We start from the raw sequence: 25,550 nt of genomic DNA on the forward strand, positions 1-25,550 counted from the left end.
CCATGGGGCGCGTCGTCTCGAGGCTCGTCGCGGCCGCCGGCTGGACGCTGCTCGGGGCCCTCGCGCTCCTCGGAGTGAGCCTCTCCGCCCTGGCGGGCTTCTCCTGCTCGCCTCCGGGCCGGGCGTGGGTCGCCGAGCTGCTCACCCGCGAGCTGCACGGGCTGATCGCGGGCCGGCTCACGGTCGACGGCGTGGAGGTCCTTCCCGGCGGCGGCCTCGAGGTCCGTCGCCTCCAGCTCCGCGATCCCGACGGGCGGCTCGTGCTCGGCGTCGCGCGCGCGCAGATCTTCGCCGACCTCACCCGGCTCGCCCAGCAAGAGGTGGGCGTCGCGGTGCAGGTCGACGGTCCCTCGATCCTCCTCGTCCCGTCGCCGGATGGCGATCCGTCCCTGGCGCGCGCCGTCGCCCCGGCGCACCCGGCCCAGATCGCGGGCCGACCACCGGGCGCGGCGCCGGGGCGCCGGAGCTGGACGATCGAGCTGTCCCGGCTCACCGTTCGCGGCGGCGACCTCCGGTGGCTGTGGCGGGACGGGAGCACGGCGGCGGAGGCGACCGGGATCGACGCCGAGGCCGAGGGGGCCCTGGGCGAGGCGGGCGGCTTCGTGAGGCTTCGGCTGCGCGCCGCCGTCGGCGCGCCCGTGCCGGGGCCGCTCGCCCTCGACGCTGCGGCGGCGATCCGGGGCGGCCGGCTCGAGGTGACGGTGCTCGACGCCGCGCTCGGCGACACCCGGGTCGAGGCGCTCGGCGAGGGCGACCTCCACACCCGCGCGTTCCGGGTCGCGGTGACGCGGCTCGGCGTGGTGGCGGTCGACGCGCGACGGCTCGGCGGCGCGGCGGCCTCGCTCGGCGGTGACGTCGTCGGCAAGGGCTACGCCGAGTCCGACGGGGCGATCGTCAGCGCCGCGCTGGACGCGGCGCCGGACGGCGGCGGTGAGCGCGCGGGCACCGCGCGCGCCGCCGTGGCGGTCGAGCTCGCGGGCGCACCTGCCGCCCTCGGCTTCGACGTGGCGCTCGCGGCGTTCGATCCGTCGCGGCTGCTGGCGCAGGCGCCGCGGGGACGGCTCGACCTCGTCGCCCGGGGGGCCGCCGCCGGTCGCGGGCTCTCCGACGGGCGCGGCCGGATCGCGCTCGAGCTGGCTCCGTCGCGGCTGCGCAACGCGCAGCTGGGCCCGATCTCTCTCGTGGGGCGCGCCGGCGAGGGCGTCGTGGTGGTGGAGCGACTCGAGGCGCGGCTGCCCGGGCTGGCCGTCTCCGGGCGCGGCCGCTGGCGCGAGCGGGGCGCCGTCGGAGGCGACGTCACGGTGGACGCCAGCGACCTCGAGCTGCTCGCCCGCAACCTCGGCGTGCTCACCGGCGTGGCCGTTCCGCCTCTCGGCGGGCGGCTCCGCGCGCGCGCCGCCCTGTCCGGCACCGGCGTCGCCCCGTCCGTCACGGCGAAGGTGGACGCGCCGGCCCTGAGCCTCGGCGCCACGCGCGCCGAGGCGGTGACGCTCTCCCTGGAGGCGGCCGGTCCGATGGCGGCGGCGCGGATCCGGCTCGCCGCGCGCGCGGCTCGCGCCGTGATCAATGGGACCGAGGCGCGCGGGCTGGAGCTGGCGGCGGCGCTCGCCGCCGGCGGCGACGCGGTGGTCTCGCTCACGGGCGCCGTTCCCTCCGTCGGACCCGACCCGGTGGCGCTGGAATGCGCGGCGCGGCTCGCCCGGGACCGGCGCGGTGCGGACGTGCGGAAGCTCTCGATCCGATGGCCCGGCGCGCGCTTCGCCCTCGCCCGGCCTGCCGCCGTCACCTTCGCGCCGCCGGCCGTGGATCGGCTGGAGCTCCTGGGCAGACAGGGCTCGGTTGCGCTCTCGGGCGGGCTGGGCTCGCGGGGTGAGCTCGACGTCCGGGTGGAGACGGTCCACCTCGACCTCGCCCGGCTTCCGCCCGGCCTCGTGCCGGCCGAAGCCGGCGTGGTCGGCGAGCTCTCGCTCGACGCGCGCGTCACCGGCGCGACCCGGACGCCCGGCGTGGCGGCCCACATCGAGCTCACGGACGCCGGGGTGCGCGGCCTCACCGGACTGCAGGTCCTCGGCGACGTTCGGTGGAACGGCCGCGGCCGGCTCACCGGCGACGTCGGCCTACTCCGGACCGCCGGCGGCTCGCTCCACCTCGCCGCCGATCTGGCGGTGCCTCTCGCGGCCGGCCGATCGAAGGAGCCGGTCGCGCTCACCGTGGATGCGGCGGAGTGGCCCGTCGAGGCGCTCCGCGAGCTGGCGAGCGTGGCCGCTCCGGTGACGGGTACGCTGGGAGGGCGCGTCGCGCTCTCGGGGACCGCGGCTGCGCCGCGGCTGGACGTGGCGCTCGCGCTCGACGACGCGATCGTGGAGGACCTGGGCCCGCTCGCCGCCGCCGTCGCGCTGGAGAGCGGGAGCGGCGTGGTGCGGATCACGGCGGCGACGAAGCTCGCAGGTGCGCCGCTCCTCGACGCCGCCGTCCGCCTGCCCGTCGATCTCGTCGGCCTGGTGCGCCATCCCGAGGCGACGCTCCGCGCGCTCGCTCACGCGCCGATCAGCGGTGCGCTCGAGCTGGCCGGGGTGGATCTCGCGAAGCTGGCCGGCAAGGCCGGGCTTCCGGAGGGTCTGGCGGGCACGGTCAGCGGTACCGCCTCGCTCGGCGGCATGCCGTCCGCTCTGCGCGGCAGCGGCACGCTCTCGGTCGCGGGCGGCGCCTGGGGGGGCTACAGGGACGTCGCGGCGCGCGTGGAGCTGACGGCGGAGGCGGAGCGAACCGCGTTCACCGCGCGAGCCTCGATCGGCGGCGCGGAGGCGCTCCGGGCCGACGGCGCGCTCGGCGCCCCCGTCGAGCGGCTCTCCGACCCGGCGAAGCTGCGCGCGGCGCAGCTGACGCTCGAGGCGACCGTGCCCCCGCTGCCGCTCGCGCGGGCCGCCGGCGGTTCGACGCCGATCGCCGGGACGCTCTCCGGCCACCTCTCGGCGAAGGGCACGCTGGCGCGCCTCGAGGCGCGGCTCGATCTGGGCGGCAAGGCCGTCGAGCTGGAGGGCCGGCCGCTCGGCGATCTCGCCGCCGTGGTCCGCCACGAGGCCACGACCACCACGGCCGAGCTCTCCCTTCGCCCGCCGTCGGGCGGCGTCCTGTGGGCCGGCGGCACGCTGGTCGCGCCGCACGGGCTCCGCGAGCCACGGGCGCTGCGCCAGGCGGCGGCCACGCTCCAGATCAAGAGCGACGCGCTCGATCTCGGCTTCCTCCCGGCGCTGGTGCCCGGGCTGGTGCGGAGCGCGTCGGGGCGGCTCACCATCGATCTCGCCGCCTCGGGCCCCCTCGGGGGACTCCGACCCCGCGGAACGGTGAAGCTCGAGGGCGGGCGCGCCGCCATCGCCACGCTGGGTGACTGGTCCGGCGTCGAGCTCGTGGCGACGCTCGGGGATCGGTCGATGGAGGTGTCGCGCCTCGAGGCCCGGCACGGCGCAGGTCGCGTCTCCGGCCGGGTCTCCGTGCACGGCCTGGGGACGACGGTGGCCAGGGGCGCCGGCCGGCTGGAGTTCCAGCGCGTGACGGTGACGCGGGACGGCGAGGAGCTCGCCACGCTGGACCTCCCGATCGAGCTCGAGGCGAGCCTCGGCGACCGGCTCCTCGACGCCACGGTCACGCTCGCGGCCGGCACCATCCGGCTCCCCTTGAAGCCGTCGCGCGCGCTCCAGTCGGTCGAGAAGCGCAGCGACATCGTGGAGGTGGAGCCGGAGGGCAGGCAGGTTGCGGTCGCCACGGCCGAGGCGCCGAAGCCGCTCGAGGTGCGCTGTCGACTCCTCATCCCCGGCAAGCTCTTCGTGAGGAGCGAGTACCCCGCGGTGAACCTGGAGCTGAAGGGAGACTCGACCTGGCACCTCCTGGCCGGCGAGCTCACGGTCGAGGGGGTCGTGGAGGTGGTGCGCGGCACGGTCGAGCCGATCTCGGGGCGCGTGTTCCACGTCGAGCGGGGGCGCGTCATCTTCCCGGGCGGCGGAGTCAAGGCGGCTCAGCTCGACGTGGTGGCTCGTTACGACAACCCCCAGGCGGTCGTGACCGTCACCATCGGCGAGACGGTGGCGAGGCCGTCGATCCGGCTCTCCTCGACGCCCAGCATGGACGACGCCTCCATCGCGATGCTCATCGCCACCGGCCGCACCGAGATCAACCTGAACACGAGCGGGGTGAACACGGTCTCGTCGGAGGAGGCGGGTGCGGCGATGGTCAGCGCAGCCGTGAGCGCGGTCTTCACGGGGCTCGTGGCGAACAAGCTGCCGGTCGACCAGATCTCGGTCGAGACCTCCAGGGTCCGCGCCGGCAAGTACCTCACGGACAAGCTCTTCATCGGCTACGCGTACAGCTTCGACGCGAAGCCGGAGGAGAACGAGAACGTGAACGAGGTGAAGGCGGAGTACCAGATCGCGCCGCGCTGGAACTTCGAGCTCCGGTACGGCGACGCGCACGCAGGCGACGCGAGCGTCATCTGGTCGAAGGACTACTGAAGATGGAGGAGGACACCATGAGGCGTCTCCGGACGCTCGTCGCGAGCCTGCTCGCGACCGGCTGCGCGACCTCGACGACCGATCGGTTGCACCTGCCGCCGCTCCAGACGGTGCCGCACGTCGACCTCGGGCGCTACCTCGGCACCTGGTACGAGATCGCCAGCTTCCCGCAGAGCTTCCAGCGGGGCTGCACCGCGACGACGGCGACCTACACGCTGCGCGAGGACGGCGACATCGACGTCGTGAACCGCTGCCGGCAAGGATCGCCGGACGGTCCGGAGAAGGTGGCCAGGGGCCGCGCGCGAGTCGTCGACCGGGCGACGAACGCCAAGCTCGAGGTGAGCTTCTTCCGGCCGTTCTGGGGCGACTACTGGATCGTCGAGCTCGGGGACGACTACGGCCACGCGGTCGTCGGGCACCCCGGCCGCGACTACCTCTGGATCCTCTCCCGGACGCCGTCCATGAGCCCCGAGCTGTATCGGTCCATCCTCGGCAGGCTCTCCGCGCAGGGGTACGAGACCGCCCGGCTCGTCCGCACGGTGCATCGGACGCCGCCGTGAACGCGAGGCCGACGGGCGGCACGCGGCAGCTCGAGTAGCGCTCGCGCGCGGCGAGGCGGGCTGGATCCTCGAGGTCGAGCGGGCCGTGGACCACCGAGGCACGTCACGCGAGCGTCTCGCCGAGGAAGGACTCGAGGCGTCGCCAGTGGCGGCGTCAGCGCTGCGGGGGACCGGTACCGGCGGCGGGCTGGACGTTCGTCACCCGAGCGAACGAGGACCGGCCGTCGCAGCGGGCCCCGCGATCGCACGGTGATCATCGTGAGGCGGCCGCGTCCGGCGGATGGCGGAGTCGCGCGCCGGGCGGACGCGGGTCGGAGGTGTCGCCGTGGCGAGGACGATGCGAGCCGTCGAGGTCACGAAGCCCGGCGCAGGCTTCGCGCTGGTCGAGCGTCCGGTGCCCGAGCCCGCGGCCGGCCGTGTGCGCATCGCGGTCGACGCCTGCGGCATCTGCCATTCGGACGCATTGGTGCGAGACGGTACCTACCCGGGCCTGGCCTATCCGCGCGTGCCGGGCCACGAGGTGGTTGGCCGTGTCGATGCGGTCGGCGCCGGCGTGACCGCCTGGCGCCCCGGGCAACGGGTCGGCGTGGGCTGGCACGGCGGGCATTGCTTCGTGTGCGAGGCGTGCCGCTCGGGCGACTTCATCGAGTGCGAGCGCGGCCTCGTCTGCGGGATCAGCTACGACGGCGGCTACGCGGAGTTCATGGTCGCACCGCAGGAGGCGCTCGCCGCGATCCCCGACGCCCTCGACGCGGTGGCCGCCGCGCCGCTGCTCTGCGCCGGGGTCACGACCTTCAACTCGCTGCGCCACAGCGATGCCCGGGCGGGCGATCTCGTCGCGGTGCAGGGGATCGGCGGGCTCGGGCACCTCGGCCTGCAGTACGCCCGCAGGCTCGGGTTCCGGACCGTCGCGCTCTCTCGCGGCGCCGACAAGCGCGCGCTCGCGCTCGAGCTCGGCGCGCACGAGTACGTGGATCAGGAGACGGGCGACGCGGCGGCTGCGCTGCAGAAGCTGGGCGGTGCCCGCGTCGTCCTCGCCACGGCGCCGAACGCGCAGCTCATGTCGAGCCTGATCGACGGCCTCGGCCGCAACGGCACGCTCCTCGTCGTCGGCGCGACGGCGGATGCCATCCAGGTCTCGCCGTTCCAGCTCATCGGCCGCCGCCGGCGCGTGCTGGGCTGGCCCAGCGGGACGGCGAAGGACTCCGAGGAGACCCTCGCGTTCAGCGCGCTCAACGCGGTCGCCTCGCGGAACGAGACGTTCCCCCTCGCGCAGGTGAACGAGGCCTACCAGCGGATGATCACGAACCGGGCGCGCTTCCGGGTGGTGCTGCAGGTCGGGCGGTAGGGAGGTCCCGAAGCACCTCTGCCCCCTCGATGAGCTCCTGGAGCGTGTCGATATGACACGCGGCAGGCCGGCCGTGCGCGGCGGACCGCTGGAGGGTCGAGGAGTGTCGACGCAGAGCCGCAGGCTGGGCAGGAGCGACATCGAGCTGACGCCCGTCGGTCTCGGCACCTGGCAGTTCTCCAAGGGCCGGGGGCTCGTGGGAGGGTTCTGGAAGAGCCTCGACGACGAGGCGACGACTGCAGTCGTCGCGGCGTCCCTCGAACGAGGCGTCTCCTGGTTCGACACGGCCGAGATCTACGGCCGGGGCGAATCCGAGCGGAGCCTCGCGCGTGCCCTCACGACCCTGAAGGTGACCCCGGGATCGGTGCGGATCGCGACGAAGTGGTGGCCGATGCTGAGGACCGCGGGCAACATCCCGAGGACCATCGACGAGCGGCTCGAATGCCTTTCGCCCTGGGCGATCGACCTGTACCAGATCCACCAGCCCTTCAGCCTCTCGTCGGTGGCGAAGCAGATCGACGCGATGGGCGATCTCGTCGAGGCGGGGAAGGTCGGGTCGGTCGGAGTGAGCAACTTCTCCGCGAACGCCATGGAGGAGGCACACGCGGTCCTCGCGAGGAGGGGCATCCCGCTCGTCTCGAACCAGGTGAGGATCAGCCTCCTCGACCGCTCGATCGAGCGGAACGGCGTCCTCGAGGCCGCGAGGCGCCTCGGCATCACGCTCATCGCCTACTCGCCGCTCGCCCAGGGGGTGCTCACCGGACGCTTCCATGACGATCCGGCGGCCGTGGCGTCCGTGTCCTGGGGGAGGAGGGTGTCCGGCTCGCTCGGGCCCGCCGCGCTGAAGCGGACGCGCCCTCTCGTGGAGGAGCTCCAGCGCATCGCGGCCGCCCACGGCGCCACTCCGAGCCAGGTGGCGCTGAGCTGGGTGGTGAGCTTCTGGGGAGACGTCGTCGTGGCCATCCCCGGCGCGTCGAAGCCGAGCCAGGCCACCGAGGCCGCGGCGGCCATGAACCTCGACCTCGGCCGCGACGAGCTGGAGAGGCTCGACCGGCTCTCGAGGCAGACGTGAGCGGGACTACCGGCGCGCGCTCTGCACGGTCGAGGAGGACCGCGAGGCGCCACGGCTGCTACAGCTTCTGGACCGCCGCCCTGCAGTCGGACGTGAGCTCCGGGAGGCGAGCCTTCAGGCAGGTCCAGATCCGGCCGCTGCCCTCCGGGACGTCGTGGCAGAACTTGCCGACGTCGCCCGAGCACGCGGCGGCAAGCTCCATGCGCGCGACGCGCCACTTGTTGAACGCCCCCTGGCACGACTGGGACAGCTCGCTCTCGTGATCCCTGAGGCACGCCGCCACCCGGCCCTCGCCCGGCTCCACGTCCCTGCACAGACGGTAGACGTCCCCGTCGCAGTCGCCCTTCGCGATGGACCGGGCCTTCGCGACCACGGCGTCGAGGTCGCTCTTGCAGGCGCGTGAGAGCTGCGCCTCGTGTGCCCGCAGGCACTTCATCGGCTCCAGGTCGCCGCGGGACTGCGGGCAGAGCCTGGCCATCTCGGCCGCGCAGGGGTCCTCCGCGCGAGCCGCCGCTGCGAAGGTCAGCAGCGCAACGGCGAGCCAGAGTCGGCGGATCATCGGACTCCTCCGGTTCGAGACGCACCAGTCTGTGCGCGCGTGCGGAAGAGACGTCAAGGCGGGTGCGCCTTCGAACCGCAGGCCCAGCGCCGGCTGCGGCAAGGATCGCGCAGTCATCCATCGGCGCGCGGCCGGCCCCGATCGGGGCGGTGCTGCGCGTCCGTCCGCCGCCTCGAGCTGCGGCGAGCGTGCCGTCGTCGGCACAAGGCCCAATTCTCATGGCCGGCCGATCGCGCGAGAGATGGCTCAGCCGACGGTCCGAGCCCGCCATCGCGGCGTGCCGGGTGCGGCGAAGGAGCTGCCATGAACCGCCTGATCCATGGCGCCGAGCCCATCGCGCCTCGCCGGTCCGTTCGCGGGGTAGCGCGTCACGGCGCCATCGCCGTGCTCCTGCTCGCGGCGTGCGCGACGACGCCCTCCGGTACCCCCGTGAAGATGACCGAGCTCGGGGCACCGCCGCCGAGCGGCGCGCCGTTCGAGCCGATCGGCGAGCTCCTCTTCACCGGAGGCCGGAGCGCCGCGTACAGCCTGCACCGGGTGGTCGGGCCGACCGTGAACCTGACGTACACCGCCGACGGGAAGTGGGCGGGGAACCTCGACGGGCGAGACGTCCGGCTCACCGCCGCGCCCGGCAAGCTCACCGGGGCCGGCGTCGACCTGAACATCATCTCGGAGGGCGATCAGGTCACCATCCGCGGCCTGTGGTTCCAGCGGAAGGTCTGGCTCGACATCAGCCCGAAGAAGCTGACCGGTCGCGCGGGTGGCCCGTCCTACGACTTCACCCGGACGGCCAAGAACCTCTGGTCGGGCAGGACCGCGGCGGGCCTTTCGGGGCTCGAGGCGCGAGGCAACGCGCAGAAGTTCCCGGACGTCCCGATGCCGCAGTTCGCGCTGGCGCTCCTCGCGGCGCTGCCCTGAGCGACGGAGGGGAGCGCGAGGTCACCAGTCGAAGAAGTACGCGAGGCCGGACCCGACCGCCCATTCGAAGAACTGAGCCTTCGCAGCGCTCGAGAGTGCAGCCTGATACCAGGCGGAGATGGACAGGGACTTCTGCCGGTCGGTGAAGATGCCGACGACTCCCTTCATCACCGGCACGAACGAATCGTCGACGAGGTTCCATCCGAGCCTGGTGTCGAGCACCAGGAACGACCGGCCGGGGAGATTGGCGACGATCACGGGCTCGAGCACCAGCAGGTTCAGCTTCTGGTTGCCGTCCTCGGCGAACGAGCGGGCCCAGGCGAGCTGCCCGGTGAGCGAGAGCCATCGCGCGAGCCCGAAGGAGGTCGCATAGGCGGGCGTCACGGCCCAGGTGCCGCCGAGGGCGGGCCGCGCGGCCGTGTGCCACTGGAGCCCGAGCGAGAGGTACTGGTGGGACCGCCGGCTCCCGGAGAAGGCCCACGCGAGCGACGTCGTGACGTCGCCCAGCCCGGTCTGGGCAGAGCCCCCCACCGCGCCGGGATAGACCGCGAGGACCGGCGCCTTCAGCTGGAGCGCGAACTGGCTCCGGTCGCCGAAGACGAGCTGAGGGTTGAACAGCAGCCGGTTGGCGTTCCCGCGCCCCCCCAGCCCCTGATAGCTGTCGACCTGGAACAGCACCTGGCTCCGCGAGAAGGCGATCGTGTCGACGCCCTGGAGGATCTCCAGGGCTTCCCGCGTCCGCTCCTGGCCCGACATCGCCTCGACCGCGTCGATCAGCTCCGCCGCCGCGCTCGTGAGGCCGGGATCGACGGAACGGCAGGACCTGGACAGCTGGCCCTCGTTCGCCTTCAGGCAGTCCACCAGCAGGCCGGCCTCGGACGGCACGTCGCTGCACAGCCGCTCGACGTCCGCCCTGCACGCTTCCCGCACCGCGGTGACCTTCTCCCGCGCCTCCTGGATGCTCTCGACCTCTTCCTCGCAGGCGCTCGAGAGCCGATCCTGGTTCCTGAAGAGACATGCGAGGAGGCGGCCGCCGCCCGGCTTGACCGCGCCGCAGAGCCGACCGATGTCCCGCCGGCAGGCCACGCCGAATCGCTCGAGACGGCTCCGGATCCTTTCCTCGGTGGCGGCGAGCCTGGCGCCGCACGCGGGCGAGAGCTTCGCAGCGTTCTCACGGAGGCAGTTGTGGACGCGGCCGCCGCCAGGCCGGACCTCCGCACAGAACTGCTTCACGTCGTCGGCGCAGGGGTACTCGGCTCGCGCGGAGGGGACGCCCAGGAGCTCGGCGGCGACGGCGGCAGCGACGATCAGTGATCGCGGCATGAGCGGCCCGCCTTCCGTTCAGGTGCGCACCACGTTAGCAGCATCGGGCGAGGGCGATGACCGGGGGCTGGCATCGCCTGACGGAGACCCCCGGGCGAGCGCGGCAGATCGGCTCGCGTCGGGACTCGCTCGTCCGAACCCGTACTCGAGGGTAGTGGCAGGTCGGCGTCGGCCGGCGCCCGCGCCTGGAGCGGCGGTCGGCGCCCGCACGCAGCGCTCACGCTGCTCCCGACGTGTGGGGGCAGGCGCTCGCGACGCGGCCTCGACCGTCAGTGGATCGCGAGCTCCACGGGCGCGTCGTCGACGGCCGCGTCCGCGGCGCCGCGCTGCCCGACCTCGCCGGTCCGGATCAACGCGAGCCGGAACGCCGCCGGCGCGAGCAGCTCGTTGAGCGTGACCACGCCGATCAGGAGCGCGCTCGCCGCTGCGCCGAACTCCGGGAACGCGTTCGCGAAGAGCGCCGCGAGCCCGAGCGCGAGGCCGGCCTGCGGGAGGAGCCCGACGCCCGCCCAGCGCTGCACCGGGCGGGGCGCGCCGGCGAGAAGCGCTCCGACCCGCGAGCCCAGCAGCAGCCCGGCCGCGCGCACGATCACGAGCAGCGTCGCGGGGAGCCACACGACCGCGAGGACGTCGAGGTGCAGGCTCGCGCCGGCGACCGCGAAGAACACGATCGAGACCGGAAGGGAGGAAGGCTGGATCTCGTGGTGGAGCGCGTCGCCCACGCGCGTCACGTTGCGGACGATGACCCCGGCGGCGAGCGCCACGAGCAGCGTATCGAAATGAAGGCGCTTCCCCACCTCGGCGACGACCACCGCCACGAGGAGGAGGAACATCGAGGCGGCACCCTTCACCTTCCGGAGGTACACCGCCAGGACGACGCCGACCACGGCGCCGGCGCCGAGGGATCCGAAGATCTCCCAGGCGAGCAGCCGGGCGGTGTGCGCCACGTTCGCGCCGGCGCCGAACGTCGCCTTCGCGAGGGTGGACGCGACTGGGAAGAGCGCGACCACGAGGAGATCGCCGAGGACGACGACGGCGAGCGCGGTGCGCATCACCACGCCGTCGGCGCGCAGCTCGTCCCGGAGCGCGACCACGACCGCCGGTGACTGGGCGACCAGGACCACCCCGAGGACGGCCGACACCGCGACGGCCTGGGCGGCGGGGAGGTCCCGCATGAACGGGAGGAGCGGCCGGAGGAACCAGACCGCGGCGGCGAGGAGCACGGTGGTCCCGAGGACGCCGAGGATCGTGATCCCGCCGATGGATCGCAGCAACGGCCGGATCGAGCGAAGCTCGATCTCGTTCCCGGCCGTGAGCGCGATCATCGCGATGGCGATCCCGTTCACGAGCTCGAGGCTCGCGACCATGTCCCGGGAGAGGAGCCCGAGCACCATCGGGCCCGCCACGACGCCCGAGACGATGTAGCCGGTCAGCCGCGGGAGCCGCAGCTGCTTGAACAGCCCGCCCGCGAAGAACGCCGAGACGAGCACGTAGCCGAGGGCGAGCAGGGTCGAGGCGCTCCCCGCGCCGGCGCTGCCGAACGAGCGCGTCGCGTGCATGAGGCCGGCCAGCACGAGCAGCATGACGAGGTTCAACCGACCACCTCCCGCGACGGATCGTCGCCGCCATCCCCGGACGACGCGCGGGGCCCGCGGCGGCGCTCCAGCGTCGCGAGCTTTCCATGGGTCACGAGCTGCACCACCACCTCGGTGAGGATGGCCCCGCCGATCACGGCCGACGCGATCAGCGAGATGGAGCCTCCCGGATTGAGGAGCTGCGCGTTCACCACGATCGCGATGGCGAGCGGCCCCATCGGCGAGACGGCGAGCGCCTCTCGCTCCGCGGGGCCGAGGCGCAGCTCCGGCGCCCGCGCGGCGAGGTTCGCGCCGACGCGCTTGCCCACGAGCCGCGTCGCCATGAACACGGGCGCGAGGAGCCACCCGCGCCAGTCGCGGACGTCCCAGAGGGCGCCGATCGCGAAGAGGGACACGAGGTACGCGGGCCGCTCGAACCGGCGAAGCGCCGCGCCCAGCCGGGTGTGGTACGTGCCGGGGAAGTTCGCGAGGAAGACGCCGGCGATGAAGGTCACCACGAGCGGCGAGAGGTGCAGCGAGCCGGCGACGCCCGCTGCGAAGCTGACCGACCCGAGGGCGAGGACGACGAACTCGGCTCGCCCGTGCTTCGTCCACTCCAGCATCGCGTGGGTCACGATGCCCACGGCGACGCCGACGCCGAGGGTCAGCAGGAGCCACGCGGTGCCGGGGAGGCGCCAGGCGCCCTCGGAGAGCGGACGGAAATACGCCGCGACGAACGCGAGGCCGGCCACGCCAGCGAGCTCCTCGACGCGGATCGTTCGCGAGAGGATCTCGGCAGACTCGGTGGGCCGCACCAGCCGCGCGCTCGTGTTCGCGGTCATCGCTCCGGCGGTGCCGAGGATGAGCGCGTCGCGGAGGAACGCCGGGTCGCGCACCGCCTCGCTCGAGAGGCCGCCCGCCAGCGAGAGCAGCGCGAGCCCGGCGAGGCCGACGACGAAGGCGAAGGGCATCGACGTGGCGAGCGCGACCACGCGCGCGGCCCCCGCGGGGACGCCGCTGACGAGCCGTGCGTCGAAGCGGAAGCCCGCGACGAGCCCGATCCAGCCGAGCGCGACCGCGAGCCCCGTGCTCATCTGACCGAGCACCGGCTCGGTCACGATGCCGACCGCAGGGTGCCGGGCGGCGAGGCCGAGCAGCACGAACGGAAAGCCCGCGGTGATGACCTGGGAGACGCGAAGCTTCTCCTCCCATCTGCGCACCCGGGCGTGGCCGCCGAGGTACGCGAGCGCGACGACGGCGAGCAGGCCGAGGATCGTCTTGATCATCAGCTCGGGCCGCTCGGGCGGGGCGACGTGCCCGGCCGAGCTCTCCGTGACCGCGTTCGCCGCCGCGGGCAGCGCCAGGACGAAAGCGGCGGCGCGGGGGCGTAGACGGGACCAGCGACGCCCGCGCGAGCGCCCGGAGAGGGGACGAGGATCCATTCGGGGCCAAGGTACCGCGCGAGTCGTGCTCGCCCTACAGGCGAGCAAGCAGGCGTCGAGGGTCTGTGGGGAGCGGGACCACCTGGTGCGCGCCGCGGAGAGGGCGCGCTCGAGGCGCTGCCCACCCAAGGCTCATGGGAGAAGGACGGTCGACGCTCCGAGCACCGGGCCGCCCTCGCGTTCCTGCACGAACACCACCACGTGACCGGCGCGGTTCGCGTCCGGGAGCGCGAGCGTCACCGACCCCGAGAAGGCCCCCGCCCCGCTGCCGACCGCCGTGAGCGACCGTGCGACCGCCACGTGCTCGATGGTGCGGCCGGCGTTCTCGCCGCCCGCCACACGCGTCGTCGCGCGGTCCTGCACGACGGCGACGAGGACGTCGGCGGGCACGCTGCCCGACCAGGTCGCGTCGACCCTGAGGGACAGCTTCGCGGCAGCAGCGGAAACGATCCGGGCGGCGACGCGCCCGGACGGCTCCCGGGCCGCCAGGGCGATCGCGGCCCGCGCCGCGCGCCGGTCGCTCCCGAGCACGTCGGTTCGGCCCGCCACCACGAGCTGCGGGGTGTAGACCGAGGAGAGCCCGAGCCGGCGCGCGTAGGCCTGCTGCCGCTGCGTGAAGACCGGTGACGAGAACCGGTCCCGCCAGTCGGGACCGTCCCAGTAGTCGACGTGCTCCGACAGCGCGACGATGCGCGACCCCGATGCGCGCTCGTCTGCGAGCTCCGCGAGGAGCGCGTCTGCGGGTGGGCAGGACGAGCACCCCTCCGAGGTGAAGAGCTCGACGAGCACCACGGCCTCGTTCGGGACCGCGGGTGCGAGGGCAGGGGAGCCGCGGCTCGCGGCGGTGAGGAGGAGGAGTGGGACGAGCAGACGTGACACGGGACGGGTCTCCCGAGGGCCGCTGGTGTTGTATACGCGGCAGCGGCTCGCGTTACGTGCCATCGTCGAAGCCAGCTTCGATGTCGCCTGCCAGGTAGGCAAGGGGAAGTCATGACGGTTCTCATCGTTCGCCTCGGGAATCCCCGCGCCCCCGGCGAGGGCCTGCGCATCGGTACGGTGCGCCGTCCGCCGCGTGGCGTGCCGGCGGCGCGCTTCGCCTCGGAGGACTGGTACGACGTCTGGTATCCGAACCTCGCGCCGAGCGTGGAGACGATGAAGCTCGGCAGGACGGCGCAGACCGAGCGGGAGTGGGCGGTGTTCGCGAAGAGGTTCCGCGCAGAGATGGCCGACCCCACGGCGAGCCGCACCCTCGACCTCCTCGCTGCCCTCTCGCATACGGCGAGCTTCTCGGTCGGGTGCTACTGCGAGGACGAGGCGCGCTGCCACCGCTCGGTGTTGCGCGAGCTGCTCGCGGCGCGCGGGGCGAGGATGGGGTGACCGCGCGGACCTTCGGCACCGCCGATCGGCCGATCGACGACGCCGGAACACCCGCCGCGCGAAGCGCGTTGATGCGGGGATGCGGTCCCGTCCGCTCGCCCGCCTCGCCCGCCTCGCCGCCGTCCTGGCGCTCCTCGGCACCGCTGCCTTCCGGGCGGAAGCCGACGTCCCGAAGGACCCGGACTGGTATCGGAGCGCCGTCGTCTACGGCGTCATCCCGCCACGCTTCGGCCCCCACCCCCTGAAGGCGGTCACCGAACGGCTCGACGATCTCCGCGAGCTCGGCGTGGACGCGCTCTGGCTCGCGCCCATCAACCCGACCGACGATCCGGGCGACGTGAGCTACGCGATCACGGACTACTTCGCCGTCCGCGCGGACTTCGGTACGCCCGAGGACCTCCGCACCCTGGTCCGCGAGGCGCACGCGCGCGGCATCCGCATCCTGCTCGACTTCGTCCCGAACCACACGTCGGTGGGGCATCCGCATTATCGCGACGCCGAGGCGCGCGGTCGCGCCTCGCCCTACTGGGGCTGGTACGACCGCGACGCACGGGGGAACGTGAGGCACTACTTCGACTGGAAGCACCTCGCGAACCTCGACTACCGGAACGCCACGGTCCGCCAGATGATGGAGGACGCGTTCACGTACTGGGTCCGCGAGTACGACGTGGACGGGTTCCGCGTGGACGCGGCCTGGGGGATCCGCCAGCGCGCGCCTGGCTTCTGGGCCGAGCTGCACCGCCACCTCGCGCGCGTGAAGCCCGGGATCTTCCTCCTCGCGGAGGCGAGCGCGCGCGATCCGTTCTACGTCCGGAGCGGCTTCGACGCGGCGTACGACTGGACCGGTGAGCTCGGCAAGTGGGCGTGGGAGAAGGTCTTCGACGATCCTTCCCGGATCGGCCGCGCGCTCGACGCCGCGCTCTCCTCTCACGCGACCCCCATGTACCGCGTGGCGCGCTTCCTCAACAACAACGACACGGGGGAGAGGTTCGTCACGCGGCACGGCCTCGCGACGACGCGCGTCGCGGCGGTGCTCATGCACGCGCTGCCGGGCATCGCCGTCGTCTACACGGGCGACGAGGTCGGGGCGGAGTTCGAGCCCTACGAGGAAGGCCCGCCCATCTCCTGGGTGGACGCGCACGGGCTCCGCCCGCTGTACCGCCGGCTCGCCGTGCTCCGCGAGGAGCTGCCCGCGCTGCGGCGCGGCTCGTACCGCCGCGTCGCCGTGCCCGGTCAGCCGGCCGCGTTCGCGTTCCTCCGCGACGCCGGTCCGGCTGGGCGCGCCCTCGTGGTGCTCAACTTCGGAGGTGCCGCGCGGCTCCGCCTCGACGTCTCACCGGGAGGGCCGTTGCCGTCGTGGGACGCCATCGCGGAGCGCGACGTCCCGGTCCGGCGCGCCGGCCCGCGCTCGCTCGAGGTAGACGTGGGCGAGAAGGAGGCGCTCATCCTCGTGGGCCGGCCGGTGGTGAGCCGCGGCGGGTCCTGCACATCGGATGGCAGAGCCGGCAGCTCGCGCCATCGCTCGTGACGTGCCGATCCGAACCCGGAGGCGAGCTACTTCTGCGTCGGGGCGCCCTTCGGCTCGTGGGCAGCGGCGCCGGCCTTCGCGGGCTCGTGCTTCGACTTCGCGTCGCGCTGCGCGGCGTTCCGGGCCGCCTTCGCGTCGGTCTTCGCCTTCAGGTCGGCGGCGGCCGCAGCCCTCGCCTCGGCCTGGGCCGGCGTGTCCACATGCGGCGCTGCGTTCTTCTTCTCGAGATCCTTGAAGCTCATCGACCGCCTCGGTCCTGCGTTCGTGGTGGACCTGTGTTCTAGCGCGCATCGCGCGGCGGCACACGGAGGGGCCCCCGAAATGCCGCCGGCGCGCTTGTGACGAGCGCCGGGGCGCGCGCGGGTGTATGAGTGAAGTCGCCGGCGAGGCTCGCCGGCCCGTACGCCGCCGTGAGCGACACGGCGATCACCCGCACCACCCCTCGTGCCACGACGAGCCGGCTGCGCGCCCGACGGCGCCGGAGCCCGCTGCACGTGCGCCGAAAGGACCCCGTCGAATGGCGAATCGATTCAATGTGAGACTTCCCGTGAACGAGGATCCGGCCGTCAAGGCCGTCGAGGCGAAGCACGTCCAGGAGGTCGCGGAGGCCGACTGGGAGAAGGAGGTCCTCGCCGCGGCGCTGCCCGTCGTGGTCCACTTCCACGGCGCCGAGTCGAGCGCGTCCGAGGCGCTCAACCCCCGCTTCGGCGCAGTCGCGGAGAAGTTCTCCGGCAAGGTCCGCTTCGTGAAGGTCGACCGGCAGGCGAACGCGGGCCTCGCGGCGAAGCTCGGCGTCACCGCGAGCCCGACCGTCGTCTTCCTCCGGGACGGCAAGGAGAAGGGGGAACGGCTCGCCGGGGAGGACGTCAAGCGGACCGCGCTCAAGGCGGGCGTCGAGGCGATGCTCGGCGTCGTCGCGGCGGCTCCGCCCAAGTAGCGCGCGAATCAGGGATTCGCCGGATGGACATCGGGGTGGGCACCCCCGCGCTCCGCCACGTATCGCGGAGGGCGTTCGAGTGCCGCCCGATCCCATCTGCCGAGCGTCGCCCCCGCGTCGTACACGTCCTCGCTGAACGCGCGCACCTCGGCGGCGGGATCGCGGGTCGTGCGTACCGCCTCGTAGGGCAGGATGAATTCGGCCAGCCGCAGGTCGTAATGGGCCGCGGACGGCTGCACCGGTGCATCACGGAAGCCGGCGGGTTCCGGCGCGGCATAGGCGTACAGCACGGGCTCCGCGACCTCCACGCCGGTCTGCGTCACGCCCCCCGGCCAGAAGCCGAACGAGATCACCTCGTGCGAGTACGCCTCGCGCGTCACCGGGTCCTGCCCCGGCCGCTCCGGTGCGCGCCGGCCGGAGAAGCGCGTGTAGGCGAGATCGAAGCTGCCCCAGAAGAACTGAACCGGGCTCTGCTTCCCGACGTACGAGCCGGCGAGGTCCCTCAGCGTGGCGTCGCAGCGCCGGAGGACTTGCCAGAATCGGTGCGCCGCCGCGGGGTCGTACTCGCGGACCGCGTCGTCCGCGTCGAAACGGACCGGGTGCGCGACCTCCACGGGCATCGGCCAGATGTGGACCTCGACCCCGAGCGCCCGGAGCATCGCCAGGTACTCGTCGTAAAACGAGTGGACGCTGCGCGGCCCGAGCGGCATCGCCATCGACCGTCCGTCGCACCGGATGACGAGCTGGTGATCGACCAGGTCGAGCTCGACGTCCAGCGCCCGCGCTCCATCACACAGCGGCGCGGGAGTCGCGAGCCCGCGCGCCGACACGCGAAGCGCGGTGTGCCACCAGTGGTTCTGCGGGAAGCAGCGCGCGAGCATCGTCTTGCCGATGATCTGCGTCCACATGTGGAGGGCGTCGCGCGTCGCTCGCCACGGCTCGAGCGGCAGTTCAGGCCACGGTCCCGGCGCGTGTTCAGGCTGCATGTGGATCTCCGAGATTGCGGTGAGGGCTCGGCGACCGCGTGGACGCCCCGCGATCCCTAGCGTGGCGGCGGCCGCAGCGCCGCTGATGCGCCCGCGCGCCTCACGGCCTCGAAGATGGCGTCCGCACCGGCGCCGGCGGAGAGGCTGGAGGTCGGACGGCTGCACCCTGCGGCGGCGCCCGGTGATCGCAGCGAGGTCCCCGATCGGTGATGGCGGCTCGCCGTCGCCGTCCCCGCGGTGCCGCCAAGGCGGCAGAGCGTGCTGGGAGCTGACCCGTGTGGCTGCGACAGCGCGCCCGGCGTACAGCGCCGGAGCGTAACCGTCCGTTCAGAGCGCCATCCCGAGAGCGAGCGATCACTCAGGGTGTTGGAGCCCGAGCCAAGGCCGTGCCGCCCGGCCCGTGCGTTCGCGTCCGTCCGGCTGCGCGGTTTGGGACCCCCTCCCATCTCGCTGGAGCCACCTCGGTGACGCCGCGGCAACTCCCAGCGGGAGTTACTCTGCGGAGCATCGACGGTCCCGCGACCGTTGCGTTGCCGTAGCACCTGTAGTGCGTCTTTCGGCTGTCGGCCGCGCGGCCGACGAGGAGCTCCGATGCGACGAACCGGTACCGCCCGTTTCGCACTCGCCGCCCTGTTCATGGTGGCGCTGGCCGCTCACCCGACCCTGGCCGCAGCTCAGGCCACGGAGCCTGCAGCTCCGGCCGCCGAGCCTGCAGCTCCGGCCGCCGAGCCCGCAACGCCGGCCGCGGCGCAGCCGGTCGCCGGCGCGGAGCCGGCGAGTCCGCCGGTGGGGCGGACCTTGAACGGCCACCGCTTCATGCCCACCGCGGTCGTCTCCCAGCCCTTCACGACCACCAGCCTCGCCTCCTACCTGGTCGTCGCCGCCGGGAACACCACCGGGACCCTGCAGGTGGGCGATCAGGTCTACAGCGGCACCTTCGATTACGCGGGGGTCGGTGGGGTCCTGGCCTACGAGTACGCCTTCTTCCACTACTTCTCGGCGCGGTTCACCCTCACGGAAATCATCTACTCCGGGATCACGGGAAAGTCCGCCCTGGTCATCGGGACGACGGCGCAGGTGGGAGCGTCCCTGGGGCTCACGGCGAGCATGCCGCTGGGAGACTCGTTGCGCCTCGCGTTCCTGGTCGACGCCGGCTCCACACCGAACCTGTCGCTCACCATCGGGACGGGCATCGCGGACATCGTCAATCGGTGCAAGGCGTCCGGGGGTCAGGGGTGCACCGTCAATACGGGCGAGCTGTTCGGGTCGACCAACGTGGCCACCGTCCAGCCGGCGGTCTCCGTGAGCTGGGCCCCGTTCTCGTCGCTCGGGATCACCGGCAACGCCGGGTACGTCCGCGCGACCCAGACCAAGACCGGGAGCACCTTCGACGGGCAGGCCATGTTCCTCGGCGGCGCGGCGGACTTCGACTTCCGGGCGATCTCGTCCGTACCGATCGGACTGATGGCGCAGATCAACTGGACGGCGCCCTTCAGCGGGACTGGCCTCCAGCACGTGACCGACGTCGGCGGCGGAATCTTCTACACGGGACGCAAGGACCTGGCGGCGGGCATCCAGGTCATCGGCCGGAGGTTCGCTGTCACCCCGGATGTCAACGTGAGCTTCAGCACGTACGTGACGACGCTGGGCCTTCGCTACTACTGGCAGTGATCCACGCGCCGCCGAGCGGGCTGCCGCGGAGGGGGTTCACGGCGGGACGATCGGCGGCGCGCTCGACGTTTCCTCGGAGGTCCGCGGACCTCCTCGTCGAGACCGCTGGCCGAGGCGGATGACGGCCAGCGCCAGCGCCGCGGCGAGCACGAGCAGCAGCGCGACCGCCAGCGTCGCCCGGCGAATGACGCGGCCCGCGAGCTCGTCCGCGTCGGACGAGACCTTCCCGCGGAGCTCGTCGACCTGCCGCGCCATGGCCTCGCGCTGGTGGTCGAGGTCGGCGACGGCGGCGACGCGCTCGCGCGTCAAGTAGGCCAGCGTCTCGACGCGCTGCCCGTCGATCGAGGCGAGCGCGGCGATGCGCTCGGCGCGGACCCGGGCGCTGGCGTCGTCGAGCGCGCCACGGAGCCCCGCGGGCGAGAGGAGCGCATTCGTCCGCTCCGTGAGCCTCTCGACGGACGCGAGGGTGGCGAGCGCGCGCTGCATCTCCGCGCCGCCCGCGAAGTCGTCGGCCATCAGCTCGGCCTGCCACCGCGCGGCCTTGGGCAGGTACGCCGCGTAGATGTCCATCCTCGTGGCGAGGTCGGCGACCGTTGCGGGGATGTTGGCCATCACCTGGAACACGCTGATGTCCAGCCCGCCCTCGGCCAGCCGGACCAGCTCGGGGATGATGGAGGGCCGGGAGGAGATCGGGCCGACCACGGGATTGTTCCCCGCCCACCGCTCCACGACGACGCGTGCGCGGTCGAAGCCCTCCGTGGTCCTGGCGGTGGCCTTCACGGTGGCCTCGATCTGCATGCGAACCCTGTGAGTCGCCTCGACCGCGGCGGGCTGCATCGTGCCGAGCCGGTCCCGCCACGCGCCGGTGCTCACGGCCTGCTCGAGCTGGATGGAGAGGGACCACGCGTCGAGCGCGGCGGCCAGGCTGTCCGAGTAGAAGAGGGCCTGGTAGAAGGCGGGGATCACCTCGACCTTCCAGAGGACGGCGCGGCGCCTCGTCGCGGCGTCCGGGCTCCGGGCTCCGATCTCGTCCGCCGCTGCCTCGATCGTCCCCGGCACGCTCACGGCGAGGAGGTTGCTCATCGCTCGCAGGTCGGCGACGGTCAACCTGGTGCCGCTGGCCTCCATCAGCGCCGTGCGCTGCGTGCCCCCCTGCTGGACCGTCGTGCAGCCCCATGCCGCCAGGGCAAGGACCCCGAGCAGGCTCCGGTATTCACGAAAAGTGAGCGCGTGTCGACTCTTTCGGTCGCGGTGCATGCCTCGTCCCCGTTCAGCTCGCCGGGTGGCCGCGATGGCGGGAACGATGCGGCCATCGGTCGGTCCGGGACGTAGCGAGGTCTTGAAGGTGCCTCCGGAGAGAGCGCGAGCAATCGGAAGCGCGTGGGGCGCGGCGCGAAGCCGCAGCGGCCGAGGAGTGCGCGAAGGGCGACCACTCTCCCCGGCAGCCACGCGAGCGTGCGTGGGGGAGGGGCAAGGCAGCAGGTTCGGCCCCCGCCCGGCGTCGGATCGACCAGCATGCTACGGTCTTCGCATGCGAGTGAACCGGCTGGTCCGTGCGGGGGCGACATTCGGAGGATCCCATGGAAGGTGAGACCTGCCGCGTATGCGGCGGGGACGGGCGCGTCGGCAACGCGTTCGGCGGCAGCTCCGCCACCTGTCCCAGCTGCCACGGGTCCGGGCGACGCGCCGAGGCGTCGTCCGGGTTCCACGACGTCACCAAGACGAAGCCATCGCACCACCGCCCGGCGGTCACGGTGTCCACGGGGCCGAGGGGGCCCGCGACGTCGGAAGGGCTGCAGCTCGCCCAGGAGGTGAATGCCTCCACGGTACTGGCCGCGGACGCGAAGACGCGCCTCATCGCCGAGATCGTGAACCACGAGAGCACGCACGGACGGTGCACGAAGACCTTCATCAAGAAGGTTCGCAAGCAGGCTCGGCCGGCGGGGTGAGCCCCCACGGCTCCCGCTACGGCGGGGAGCGATGATGGGCACCGCGGGGCGCGCTTCAGGGTTCTTCACGGTCTCGCAATCGGCGCATGATGGCCCGGCGCGATGGTGGGCGGTGAGGAGGGAAGCATGAGCACCCGCGTGTGCCCGTGGTGGCTCGGATGGCTCCTTGCGAGCCCCGTGCGGAAGCTCTTCCAGGACCCTGCCCGGATCCTGGCGCCTCACGTGCGGGAGGGGATGACCGTCCTCGAGCCCGGTCCTGGAATGGGATTCTTCACGCTGGAGCTGGCGCGGCGGGTCGGGCCTGCCGGCCGCGTGTTCGCGGTCGACCTTCAGCCGCGCATGCTCGCGGGGCTGCGGCGCCGGGCCGACCGCGCCGGGCTCGGCGCGCGGGTCGTGACGCGCGTCGCGGCGCGGGACTCTCTCGGCGTGGAGGACCTCCGCGGCGCCGTGAGCTTCGTCCTCGCGTTCGCGCTCGTCCATGAGCTGCCGGACGCCGCCCGGTTCTTCGCCGAGATCCGCGCGGCCCTCGCACCAAGCGGCAAGGTCCTCGTGGCCGAGCCTGCCGGGCACGTGAAGCGCGCGGATTTCGAGGCGACGCTCGCCGCCGCCGAGCGGGCGGGCTTCCGCCGCGAGCCCGGGCCGCCCATCGCGCGGAGCCTGACCGCGGTGCTCGCCGCTGCATGAGCACGCCGCTCCCCGAGCCTGCCGAAGGGCGGCTCGTCGCGCCCGTTCGTGGTTCGACGGGCTCACCACGAGCGGTTCTCGCGGTCAGGCCGAGCGGATGCTGGTCCCCGCGGCGGCCGCCGACGGGGCTGCGTACATCGCGTCGATGACGGCCCGGTACTTCTGCTCGACGAAGCGGCGCTTGATCTTGAGGGTGGGGGTCAGCTCGCCGCCCTCCTGCGTGAACTCCCCGGGCACGAGCGTGAACCGCTTGATCTGCTCGTAGCCGGCGAGGTCCTTGCAGAGGGCCCGGATGCGCCCCTCGTAGAGCGCGACGATCTCCGGCCGCGTGACGAGCTCTTCCCGCGACGCGAAGGCGATGCCGTGCTCCCTGGCGTGCTGCTCCAGCGCCGGGAAGGACGGGACGACGAGCGCGCTCACGTAGTTGCGCTTGTCGCCGAGGATCGCGACCTGCTCGACGTAGGGGTCGCTGCCGAACATGGCCTCGATGTGCTGGGGGGCGACGTTCTTGCCGTGCGAGGTGATGATGAGGTCCTTGATGCGGTCGGTGATGTGCAGGTACCCGTCCTCGTCGATCGCGCCCACGTCCCCGGTCTTGAACCAGCCGTCCTCGAAGCTCGCCGCCGTCTCGGCCGGCTTGTTGTAATAGCCCTTCATGACGTTGCCGCCCCGGGCGAGGATCTCGCCGCTGTCCGCGATCTTGATCTCGCAGCCGAGGATGGGGCGGCCGACGGTTCCGAACTTGAACGCGCCGGGCGCGTTGCAGGTCAGCATGGGGGAGGTCTCGGTCAGACCATAACCCTGGCAGATGAGGAGGCCGGCGGCGAAGAAGAACTCCTCCACGTCCTTCGAGAGCGGGGCGCCGCCGCAGGAGAAGAAGTTCTTCTCGCCGCCCACGACGTCCCGGATCTTGGAGAGCACCAGCGCGTCGGCGGCGCGGTGCTGCAGCGCCAGCAGCGGGCCGATCCGCCGCTTCTCCTTCTCGCGGTACTGGTACTCCCTGCCGACGCCCATGGCCCACCGGAAGAGCGCTCGCCTCGGCGCGGACGCCTTCCCGATGCGGTCGAGGACGGTCGCGCAGATCTTCTCGTAGAGGCGCGGGACGCTCACCATGGCGGTCGGCCTGACCTCGGGCATGTAGGTGACGACGTCCTTCGGATCCGCGAGGTAGTCGTTCTCCGCGCCGCACCGGAACACGTAGTAGGACCAGGTCCGCTCGTAGGTGTGACTCAAGGGGAGGAAGCAGATGCTCCTGTCCTCGGAGCCCACCTCGAAGCGCTCGTCGATGGCCCGGAACTGGTGGAAGAGGTTGGCGTGGGTCAGGACGGCGCCCTTCGGATCGCCGGTGGTTCCCGAGGTGTAGATGACCGTGGCGACGTCGTCGCTGGTCGCCGCGTCGAGGCGTCGCTCCACCTCGGCGTCGCGGGTCGAGGCTGCCCCCATGCGGACGAAGTCGTCGAAATGGAGGGCGCCGTCGCCCGAGAGCTTCGTCGTCCGGTCGAGGGCGATCACCCTCCGCAGCTGCGGGGTGCCGGCCCTGAAGGACATGACCTTGTCGTACTGGACCTGATCGCCGACGAAGACGAGCTTCAGCCCTGCGTCGCGCGCGATGTACTCGGCCTGCCTGGTGGTGTTCGTCGCGTAGATGGGGACCGCCACGGCCCTCGCGCTCAGGATCCCGAAGTCCGCGATGGCCCACTCCGGCGCGTTCCGGGCGAAGATCCCGACCATGTCGCCTTCCTGGATGCCGGACTCCAGCAGGGCCTTCGCCACCGCCTGGACCTTCTCACCCAGCTCGGCGTACGAGATCGAATGCCAGGCGCCGCCGTCCTTGTAGCGCATGGCGGTCTTCGCGCCGTGGGCGCGAGCGCTGTCGCGGATCATGAACGCCAGGTGGTCCTTGCCCATGACCTCACCCCCCGTGGCGCGCGCGTGCTGGCGGTTCGACGCATCGTATCGCCGGCACCGGAGCGAGCGACGCCGGGCCCCGCGTCTGCTTGGAGCACCTCCGAGTGGGGGGATGCAACCCCAGTCTCTCCCGGGTCGAGCTCCCGCGCCAGAACGCGCCCACGCCGCGGCGGCGGCGCGGTCCCGGCGCACCCTCTCGCGACTCGGCGCTTCGCCGCGCCCGGCGTCCTCCGCTCCGGCGGTACACTGCGCGCCTACGGAGGGCAGATGACGAACTCTTCATTCCCCGGGCCTGTCGACAACATCCTCGAGCTCGTCGGCAAGACGCCGATGGTGCGAATCGAGCGGCTCAACCCGAATCCACGCGTGCGCCTCTTCGCGAAGCTGGAGGGTTTCAACCCGACCGGCAGCATCAAGGACCGGATTGCGCTCAAGATGATCGAGCAGGCGGAGCGCGAGGGGACGCTCACTCCCGGCAAGACCATCCTCGAGCCCACGAGCGGCAACACCGGGATCGGGCTCGCGATGATCGGGGCGGTGAAGCGCTACCCCGTCGAGATCGTGATGAGCGAGGCCGTGTCGATCGAGCGCCGGATGATGATCCAGGCGTTCGGCGCCAAGGTGACGCTCACGGACCCGAAGCTCGGGACCGACGGGGCGATCCTCAAGGCGAGGCAGCTCGTGAAGGACTTCCCGGACCGCTACTTCATGCCGGATCAGTTCTCGAACGAGTACAACCAGCTCGCGCACTACGAGGGGACGGCGGTCGAGATCCTGGAGCAGACCCGCGGCGAGGTGGACTACTTCGTCTCGTCGCTCGGGACGAGCGGCACGCTCATGGGCGTCGGGCTCGCGCTGAAGGAACGCCTGCCGAAGGTGAAGATCGTGAGCGCGCACCCGGTCCGCGGCCACTACATCCAGGGGCTCAAGAACCTGGAGGAGGCGATCGTCCCGGCGATCTACGACCCTGCGAAGATCGACCGCCACATCATGGTGGAGTCCGAGGACGCGTTCGACCTCGCGCGCCGGCTCGCCCTCGAGGAAGGCATCTTTGCCGGGATGAGCAGCGGCGCGGCGCTCTGGGCTGCGCGCGTGCTGGCCGGCGAGGTCGACGGCGCCACCATCGTCACGATCCTGCCGGATCGCGGCGACAAGTACCTGTCGACGGGGCTGTTCCGGGTCTGATCGCGAGAACCGTTCGTGGTGAGC

The 25,550-nt window shown here is 72.7% G+C and carries 21 protein-coding genes; 12 read left to right on the forward strand and 9 right to left on the reverse strand.

The genetic code is table 11. The annotated features are described in order from the left end of the window. Positions 1–2: 2 nt before the first annotated feature. From AMOR_RS23195 to AMOR_RS23210, 4 genes are all read left to right on the forward strand, one after another. Positions 3–4,505: a translocation/assembly module TamB domain-containing protein gene (locus AMOR_RS23195; protein ID WP_248354616.1), complete on the forward strand. Its 4,503-nt coding sequence runs from the start codon at positions 3–5 to the stop codon at positions 4,503–4,505. A gap of 17 nt (positions 4,506–4,522) precedes the next feature. Continuing rightward, the gene (locus tag AMOR_RS23200; RefSeq protein ID WP_248354618.1) at positions 4,523–5,065 is read left to right on the forward strand and encodes a lipocalin family protein; all 543 of its coding nucleotides are present in this window, start codon (positions 4,523–4,525) and stop codon (positions 5,063–5,065) included. A gap of 325 nt (positions 5,066–5,390) precedes the next feature. Continuing rightward, on the forward strand, positions 5,391–6,413 hold the full coding sequence (locus AMOR_RS23205; protein WP_248354620.1) for an alcohol dehydrogenase: 1,023 nt from the start codon (positions 5,391–5,393) through the stop codon (positions 6,411–6,413). A 103-nt stretch (positions 6,414–6,516) separates the two neighbouring features. Further along, positions 6,517–7,485 (forward strand): aldo/keto reductase, encoded by a 969-nt coding sequence (locus AMOR_RS23210; protein WP_248354622.1) that lies wholly within the window; start codon positions 6,517–6,519, stop codon positions 7,483–7,485. A gap of 58 nt (positions 7,486–7,543) precedes the next feature. Here AMOR_RS23210 and AMOR_RS23215 read toward each other — a convergent pair whose 3' ends face one another. Further along, on the reverse strand, positions 7,544–8,044 hold the full coding sequence (locus AMOR_RS23215; RefSeq protein WP_248354624.1) for a hypothetical protein: 501 nt from the start codon (positions 8,042–8,044) through the stop codon (positions 7,544–7,546). A 303-nt stretch (positions 8,045–8,347) separates the two neighbouring features. Between AMOR_RS23215 and AMOR_RS23220 the strand changes: the two genes are divergently transcribed. After that, positions 8,348–8,962 carry a hypothetical protein gene (locus AMOR_RS23220; RefSeq protein ID WP_248354626.1) on the forward strand — a complete coding sequence of 205 codons (615 nt, stop codon included), beginning with the start codon at positions 8,348–8,350 and terminating at the stop codon, positions 8,960–8,962. A gap of 21 nt (positions 8,963–8,983) precedes the next feature. On the opposite strand, the gene AMOR_RS23225 is transcribed toward AMOR_RS23220, so the two are convergent. The 4 genes from AMOR_RS23225 to AMOR_RS23240 all read right to left on the reverse strand — a co-directional run bounded on the left by AMOR_RS23225 (position 8,984) and on the right by AMOR_RS23240 (position 14,180). Further along, positions 8,984–10,285 carry a cysteine rich repeat-containing protein gene (locus tag AMOR_RS23225; RefSeq protein ID WP_248354628.1) on the reverse strand — a complete coding sequence of 434 codons (1,302 nt, stop codon included), beginning with the start codon at positions 10,283–10,285 and terminating at the stop codon, positions 8,984–8,986. A 269-nt stretch (positions 10,286–10,554) separates the two neighbouring features. After that, entirely contained in the window at positions 10,555–11,880 is a 1,326-nt protein-coding gene (locus tag AMOR_RS23230; protein WP_248354630.1) for a cation:proton antiporter, read from the reverse strand. Next, positions 11,877–13,301 (reverse strand): hypothetical protein, encoded by a 1,425-nt coding sequence (locus tag AMOR_RS23235; protein WP_248354632.1) that lies wholly within the window; start codon positions 13,299–13,301, stop codon positions 11,877–11,879. The genes AMOR_RS23230 and AMOR_RS23235 overlap by 4 nt, the downstream gene beginning before the upstream one ends. Before the next feature lie 132 nt (positions 13,302–13,433). Further along, the gene (locus tag AMOR_RS23240) at positions 13,434–14,180 is read right to left on the reverse strand and encodes a DUF1223 domain-containing protein (RefSeq protein ID WP_248354634.1); all 747 of its coding nucleotides are present in this window, start codon (positions 14,178–14,180) and stop codon (positions 13,434–13,436) included. A gap of 111 nt (positions 14,181–14,291) precedes the next feature. Here AMOR_RS23240 and AMOR_RS23245 point away from each other — a divergent pair, with 111 nt between their 5' ends. Together AMOR_RS23245 and AMOR_RS23250 are read left to right on the forward strand one after the other, a co-directional pair. After that, complete coding sequence (locus AMOR_RS23245; RefSeq protein WP_248354636.1) at positions 14,292–14,678, forward strand: DUF488 domain-containing protein; 387 nt, start codon at positions 14,292–14,294, stop codon at positions 14,676–14,678. Between the two features lie 79 nt (positions 14,679–14,757). Next, positions 14,758–16,206 carry an alpha-amylase family glycosyl hydrolase gene (locus tag AMOR_RS23250; RefSeq protein ID WP_248354638.1) on the forward strand — a complete coding sequence of 483 codons (1,449 nt, stop codon included), beginning with the start codon at positions 14,758–14,760 and terminating at the stop codon, positions 16,204–16,206. Between the two features lie 26 nt (positions 16,207–16,232). Here AMOR_RS23250 and AMOR_RS23255 read toward each other — a convergent pair whose 3' ends face one another. Then, positions 16,233–16,448, reverse strand: a complete 216-nt coding sequence (locus AMOR_RS23255; protein ID WP_248354640.1) for a hypothetical protein — start codon at positions 16,446–16,448, stop codon at positions 16,233–16,235. A gap of 305 nt (positions 16,449–16,753) precedes the next feature. Between AMOR_RS23255 and AMOR_RS23260 the strand changes: the two genes are divergently transcribed. After that, the gene (locus tag AMOR_RS23260; protein ID WP_248354642.1) at positions 16,754–17,143 is read left to right on the forward strand and encodes a thioredoxin family protein; all 390 of its coding nucleotides are present in this window, start codon (positions 16,754–16,756) and stop codon (positions 17,141–17,143) included. A gap of 8 nt (positions 17,144–17,151) precedes the next feature. On the opposite strand, the gene AMOR_RS23265 is transcribed toward AMOR_RS23260, so the two are convergent. Next, the gene (locus tag AMOR_RS23265) at positions 17,152–18,129 is read right to left on the reverse strand and encodes a DUF5996 family protein (protein ID WP_248354644.1); all 978 of its coding nucleotides are present in this window, start codon (positions 18,127–18,129) and stop codon (positions 17,152–17,154) included. A 591-nt stretch (positions 18,130–18,720) separates the two neighbouring features. Between AMOR_RS23265 and AMOR_RS23270 the strand changes: the two genes are divergently transcribed. Further along, the gene (locus tag AMOR_RS23270) at positions 18,721–19,800 is read left to right on the forward strand and encodes a hypothetical protein (protein ID WP_248354646.1); all 1,080 of its coding nucleotides are present in this window, start codon (positions 18,721–18,723) and stop codon (positions 19,798–19,800) included. A gap of 36 nt (positions 19,801–19,836) precedes the next feature. Here AMOR_RS23270 and AMOR_RS23275 read toward each other — a convergent pair whose 3' ends face one another. Further along, positions 19,837–21,057: a hypothetical protein gene (locus tag AMOR_RS23275; protein ID WP_248354648.1), complete on the reverse strand. Its 1,221-nt coding sequence runs from the start codon at positions 21,055–21,057 to the stop codon at positions 19,837–19,839. Positions 21,058–21,380: 323 nt separating this feature from the next. Between AMOR_RS23275 and AMOR_RS23280 the strand changes: the two genes are divergently transcribed. Then, the gene (locus tag AMOR_RS23280; RefSeq protein WP_248354650.1) at positions 21,381–21,749 is read left to right on the forward strand and encodes a molecular chaperone DnaJ; all 369 of its coding nucleotides are present in this window, start codon (positions 21,381–21,383) and stop codon (positions 21,747–21,749) included. A gap of 126 nt (positions 21,750–21,875) precedes the next feature. Continuing rightward, the gene (locus AMOR_RS23285) at positions 21,876–22,433 is read left to right on the forward strand and encodes a class I SAM-dependent methyltransferase (RefSeq protein ID WP_248354652.1); all 558 of its coding nucleotides are present in this window, start codon (positions 21,876–21,878) and stop codon (positions 22,431–22,433) included. 84 nt (positions 22,434–22,517) lie between these two features. Here the strand turns inward: AMOR_RS23285 and AMOR_RS23290 are convergent, their stop codons facing one another. Continuing rightward, complete coding sequence (locus tag AMOR_RS23290; protein ID WP_248354654.1) at positions 22,518–24,341, reverse strand: AMP-dependent synthetase/ligase; 1,824 nt, start codon at positions 24,339–24,341, stop codon at positions 22,518–22,520. Between the two features lie 267 nt (positions 24,342–24,608). Between AMOR_RS23290 and AMOR_RS23295 the strand changes: the two genes are divergently transcribed. Next, on the forward strand, positions 24,609–25,526 hold the full coding sequence (locus AMOR_RS23295; protein ID WP_248354655.1) for a PLP-dependent cysteine synthase family protein: 918 nt from the start codon (positions 24,609–24,611) through the stop codon (positions 25,524–25,526). Positions 25,527–25,550 lie beyond the last annotated feature (24 nt).

This window comes from Anaeromyxobacter oryzae, assembly GCF_023169945.1.
Classification (GTDB): Bacteria; Myxococcota; Myxococcia; order Myxococcales; family Anaeromyxobacteraceae; genus Anaeromyxobacter; species Anaeromyxobacter oryzae.

What these genes read in the sequence shown, in the direction of transcription:
- AMOR_RS23195 (WP_248354616.1), top strand. Translation starts at nt 3, where the DNA reads ATGGGGCGCGTCGTCTCGAGGCTCGTCGCGGCCGCCGGCTGGACGCTG.
- AMOR_RS23200 (WP_248354618.1), top strand. Translation starts at nt 4,523, where the DNA reads ATGAGGCGTCTCCGGACGCTCGTCGCGAGCCTGCTCGCGACCGGCTGC.
- AMOR_RS23215 (WP_248354624.1), bottom strand. Translation starts at nt 8,044, where the DNA reads ATGATCCGCCGACTCTGGCTCGCCGTTGCGCTGCTGACCTTCGCAGCG.
- AMOR_RS23220 (WP_248354626.1), top strand. Translation starts at nt 8,348, where the DNA reads ATGAACCGCCTGATCCATGGCGCCGAGCCCATCGCGCCTCGCCGGTCC.
- AMOR_RS23225 (WP_248354628.1), bottom strand. Translation starts at nt 10,285, where the DNA reads ATGCCGCGATCACTGATCGTCGCTGCCGCCGTCGCCGCCGAGCTCCTG.
- AMOR_RS23235 (WP_248354632.1), bottom strand. Translation starts at nt 13,301, where the DNA reads ATGGATCCTCGTCCCCTCTCCGGGCGCTCGCGCGGGCGTCGCTGGTCC.
- AMOR_RS23245 (WP_248354636.1), top strand. Translation starts at nt 14,292, where the DNA reads ATGACGGTTCTCATCGTTCGCCTCGGGAATCCCCGCGCCCCCGGCGAG.
- AMOR_RS23250 (WP_248354638.1), top strand. Translation starts at nt 14,758, where the DNA reads ATGCGGTCCCGTCCGCTCGCCCGCCTCGCCCGCCTCGCCGCCGTCCTG.
- AMOR_RS23255 (WP_248354640.1), bottom strand. Translation starts at nt 16,448, where the DNA reads ATGAGCTTCAAGGATCTCGAGAAGAAGAACGCAGCGCCGCATGTGGAC.
- AMOR_RS23265 (WP_248354644.1), bottom strand. Translation starts at nt 18,129, where the DNA reads ATGCAGCCTGAACACGCGCCGGGACCGTGGCCTGAACTGCCGCTCGAG.
- AMOR_RS23270 (WP_248354646.1), top strand. Translation starts at nt 18,721, where the DNA reads ATGCGACGAACCGGTACCGCCCGTTTCGCACTCGCCGCCCTGTTCATG.
- AMOR_RS23275 (WP_248354648.1), bottom strand. Translation starts at nt 21,057, where the DNA reads ATGCACCGCGACCGAAAGAGTCGACACGCGCTCACTTTTCGTGAATAC.
- AMOR_RS23280 (WP_248354650.1), top strand. Translation starts at nt 21,381, where the DNA reads ATGGAAGGTGAGACCTGCCGCGTATGCGGCGGGGACGGGCGCGTCGGC.
- AMOR_RS23285 (WP_248354652.1), top strand. Translation starts at nt 21,876, where the DNA reads ATGAGCACCCGCGTGTGCCCGTGGTGGCTCGGATGGCTCCTTGCGAGC.
- AMOR_RS23290 (WP_248354654.1), bottom strand. Translation starts at nt 24,341, where the DNA reads ATGGGCAAGGACCACCTGGCGTTCATGATCCGCGACAGCGCTCGCGCC.
- AMOR_RS23295 (WP_248354655.1), top strand. Translation starts at nt 24,609, where the DNA reads ATGACGAACTCTTCATTCCCCGGGCCTGTCGACAACATCCTCGAGCTC.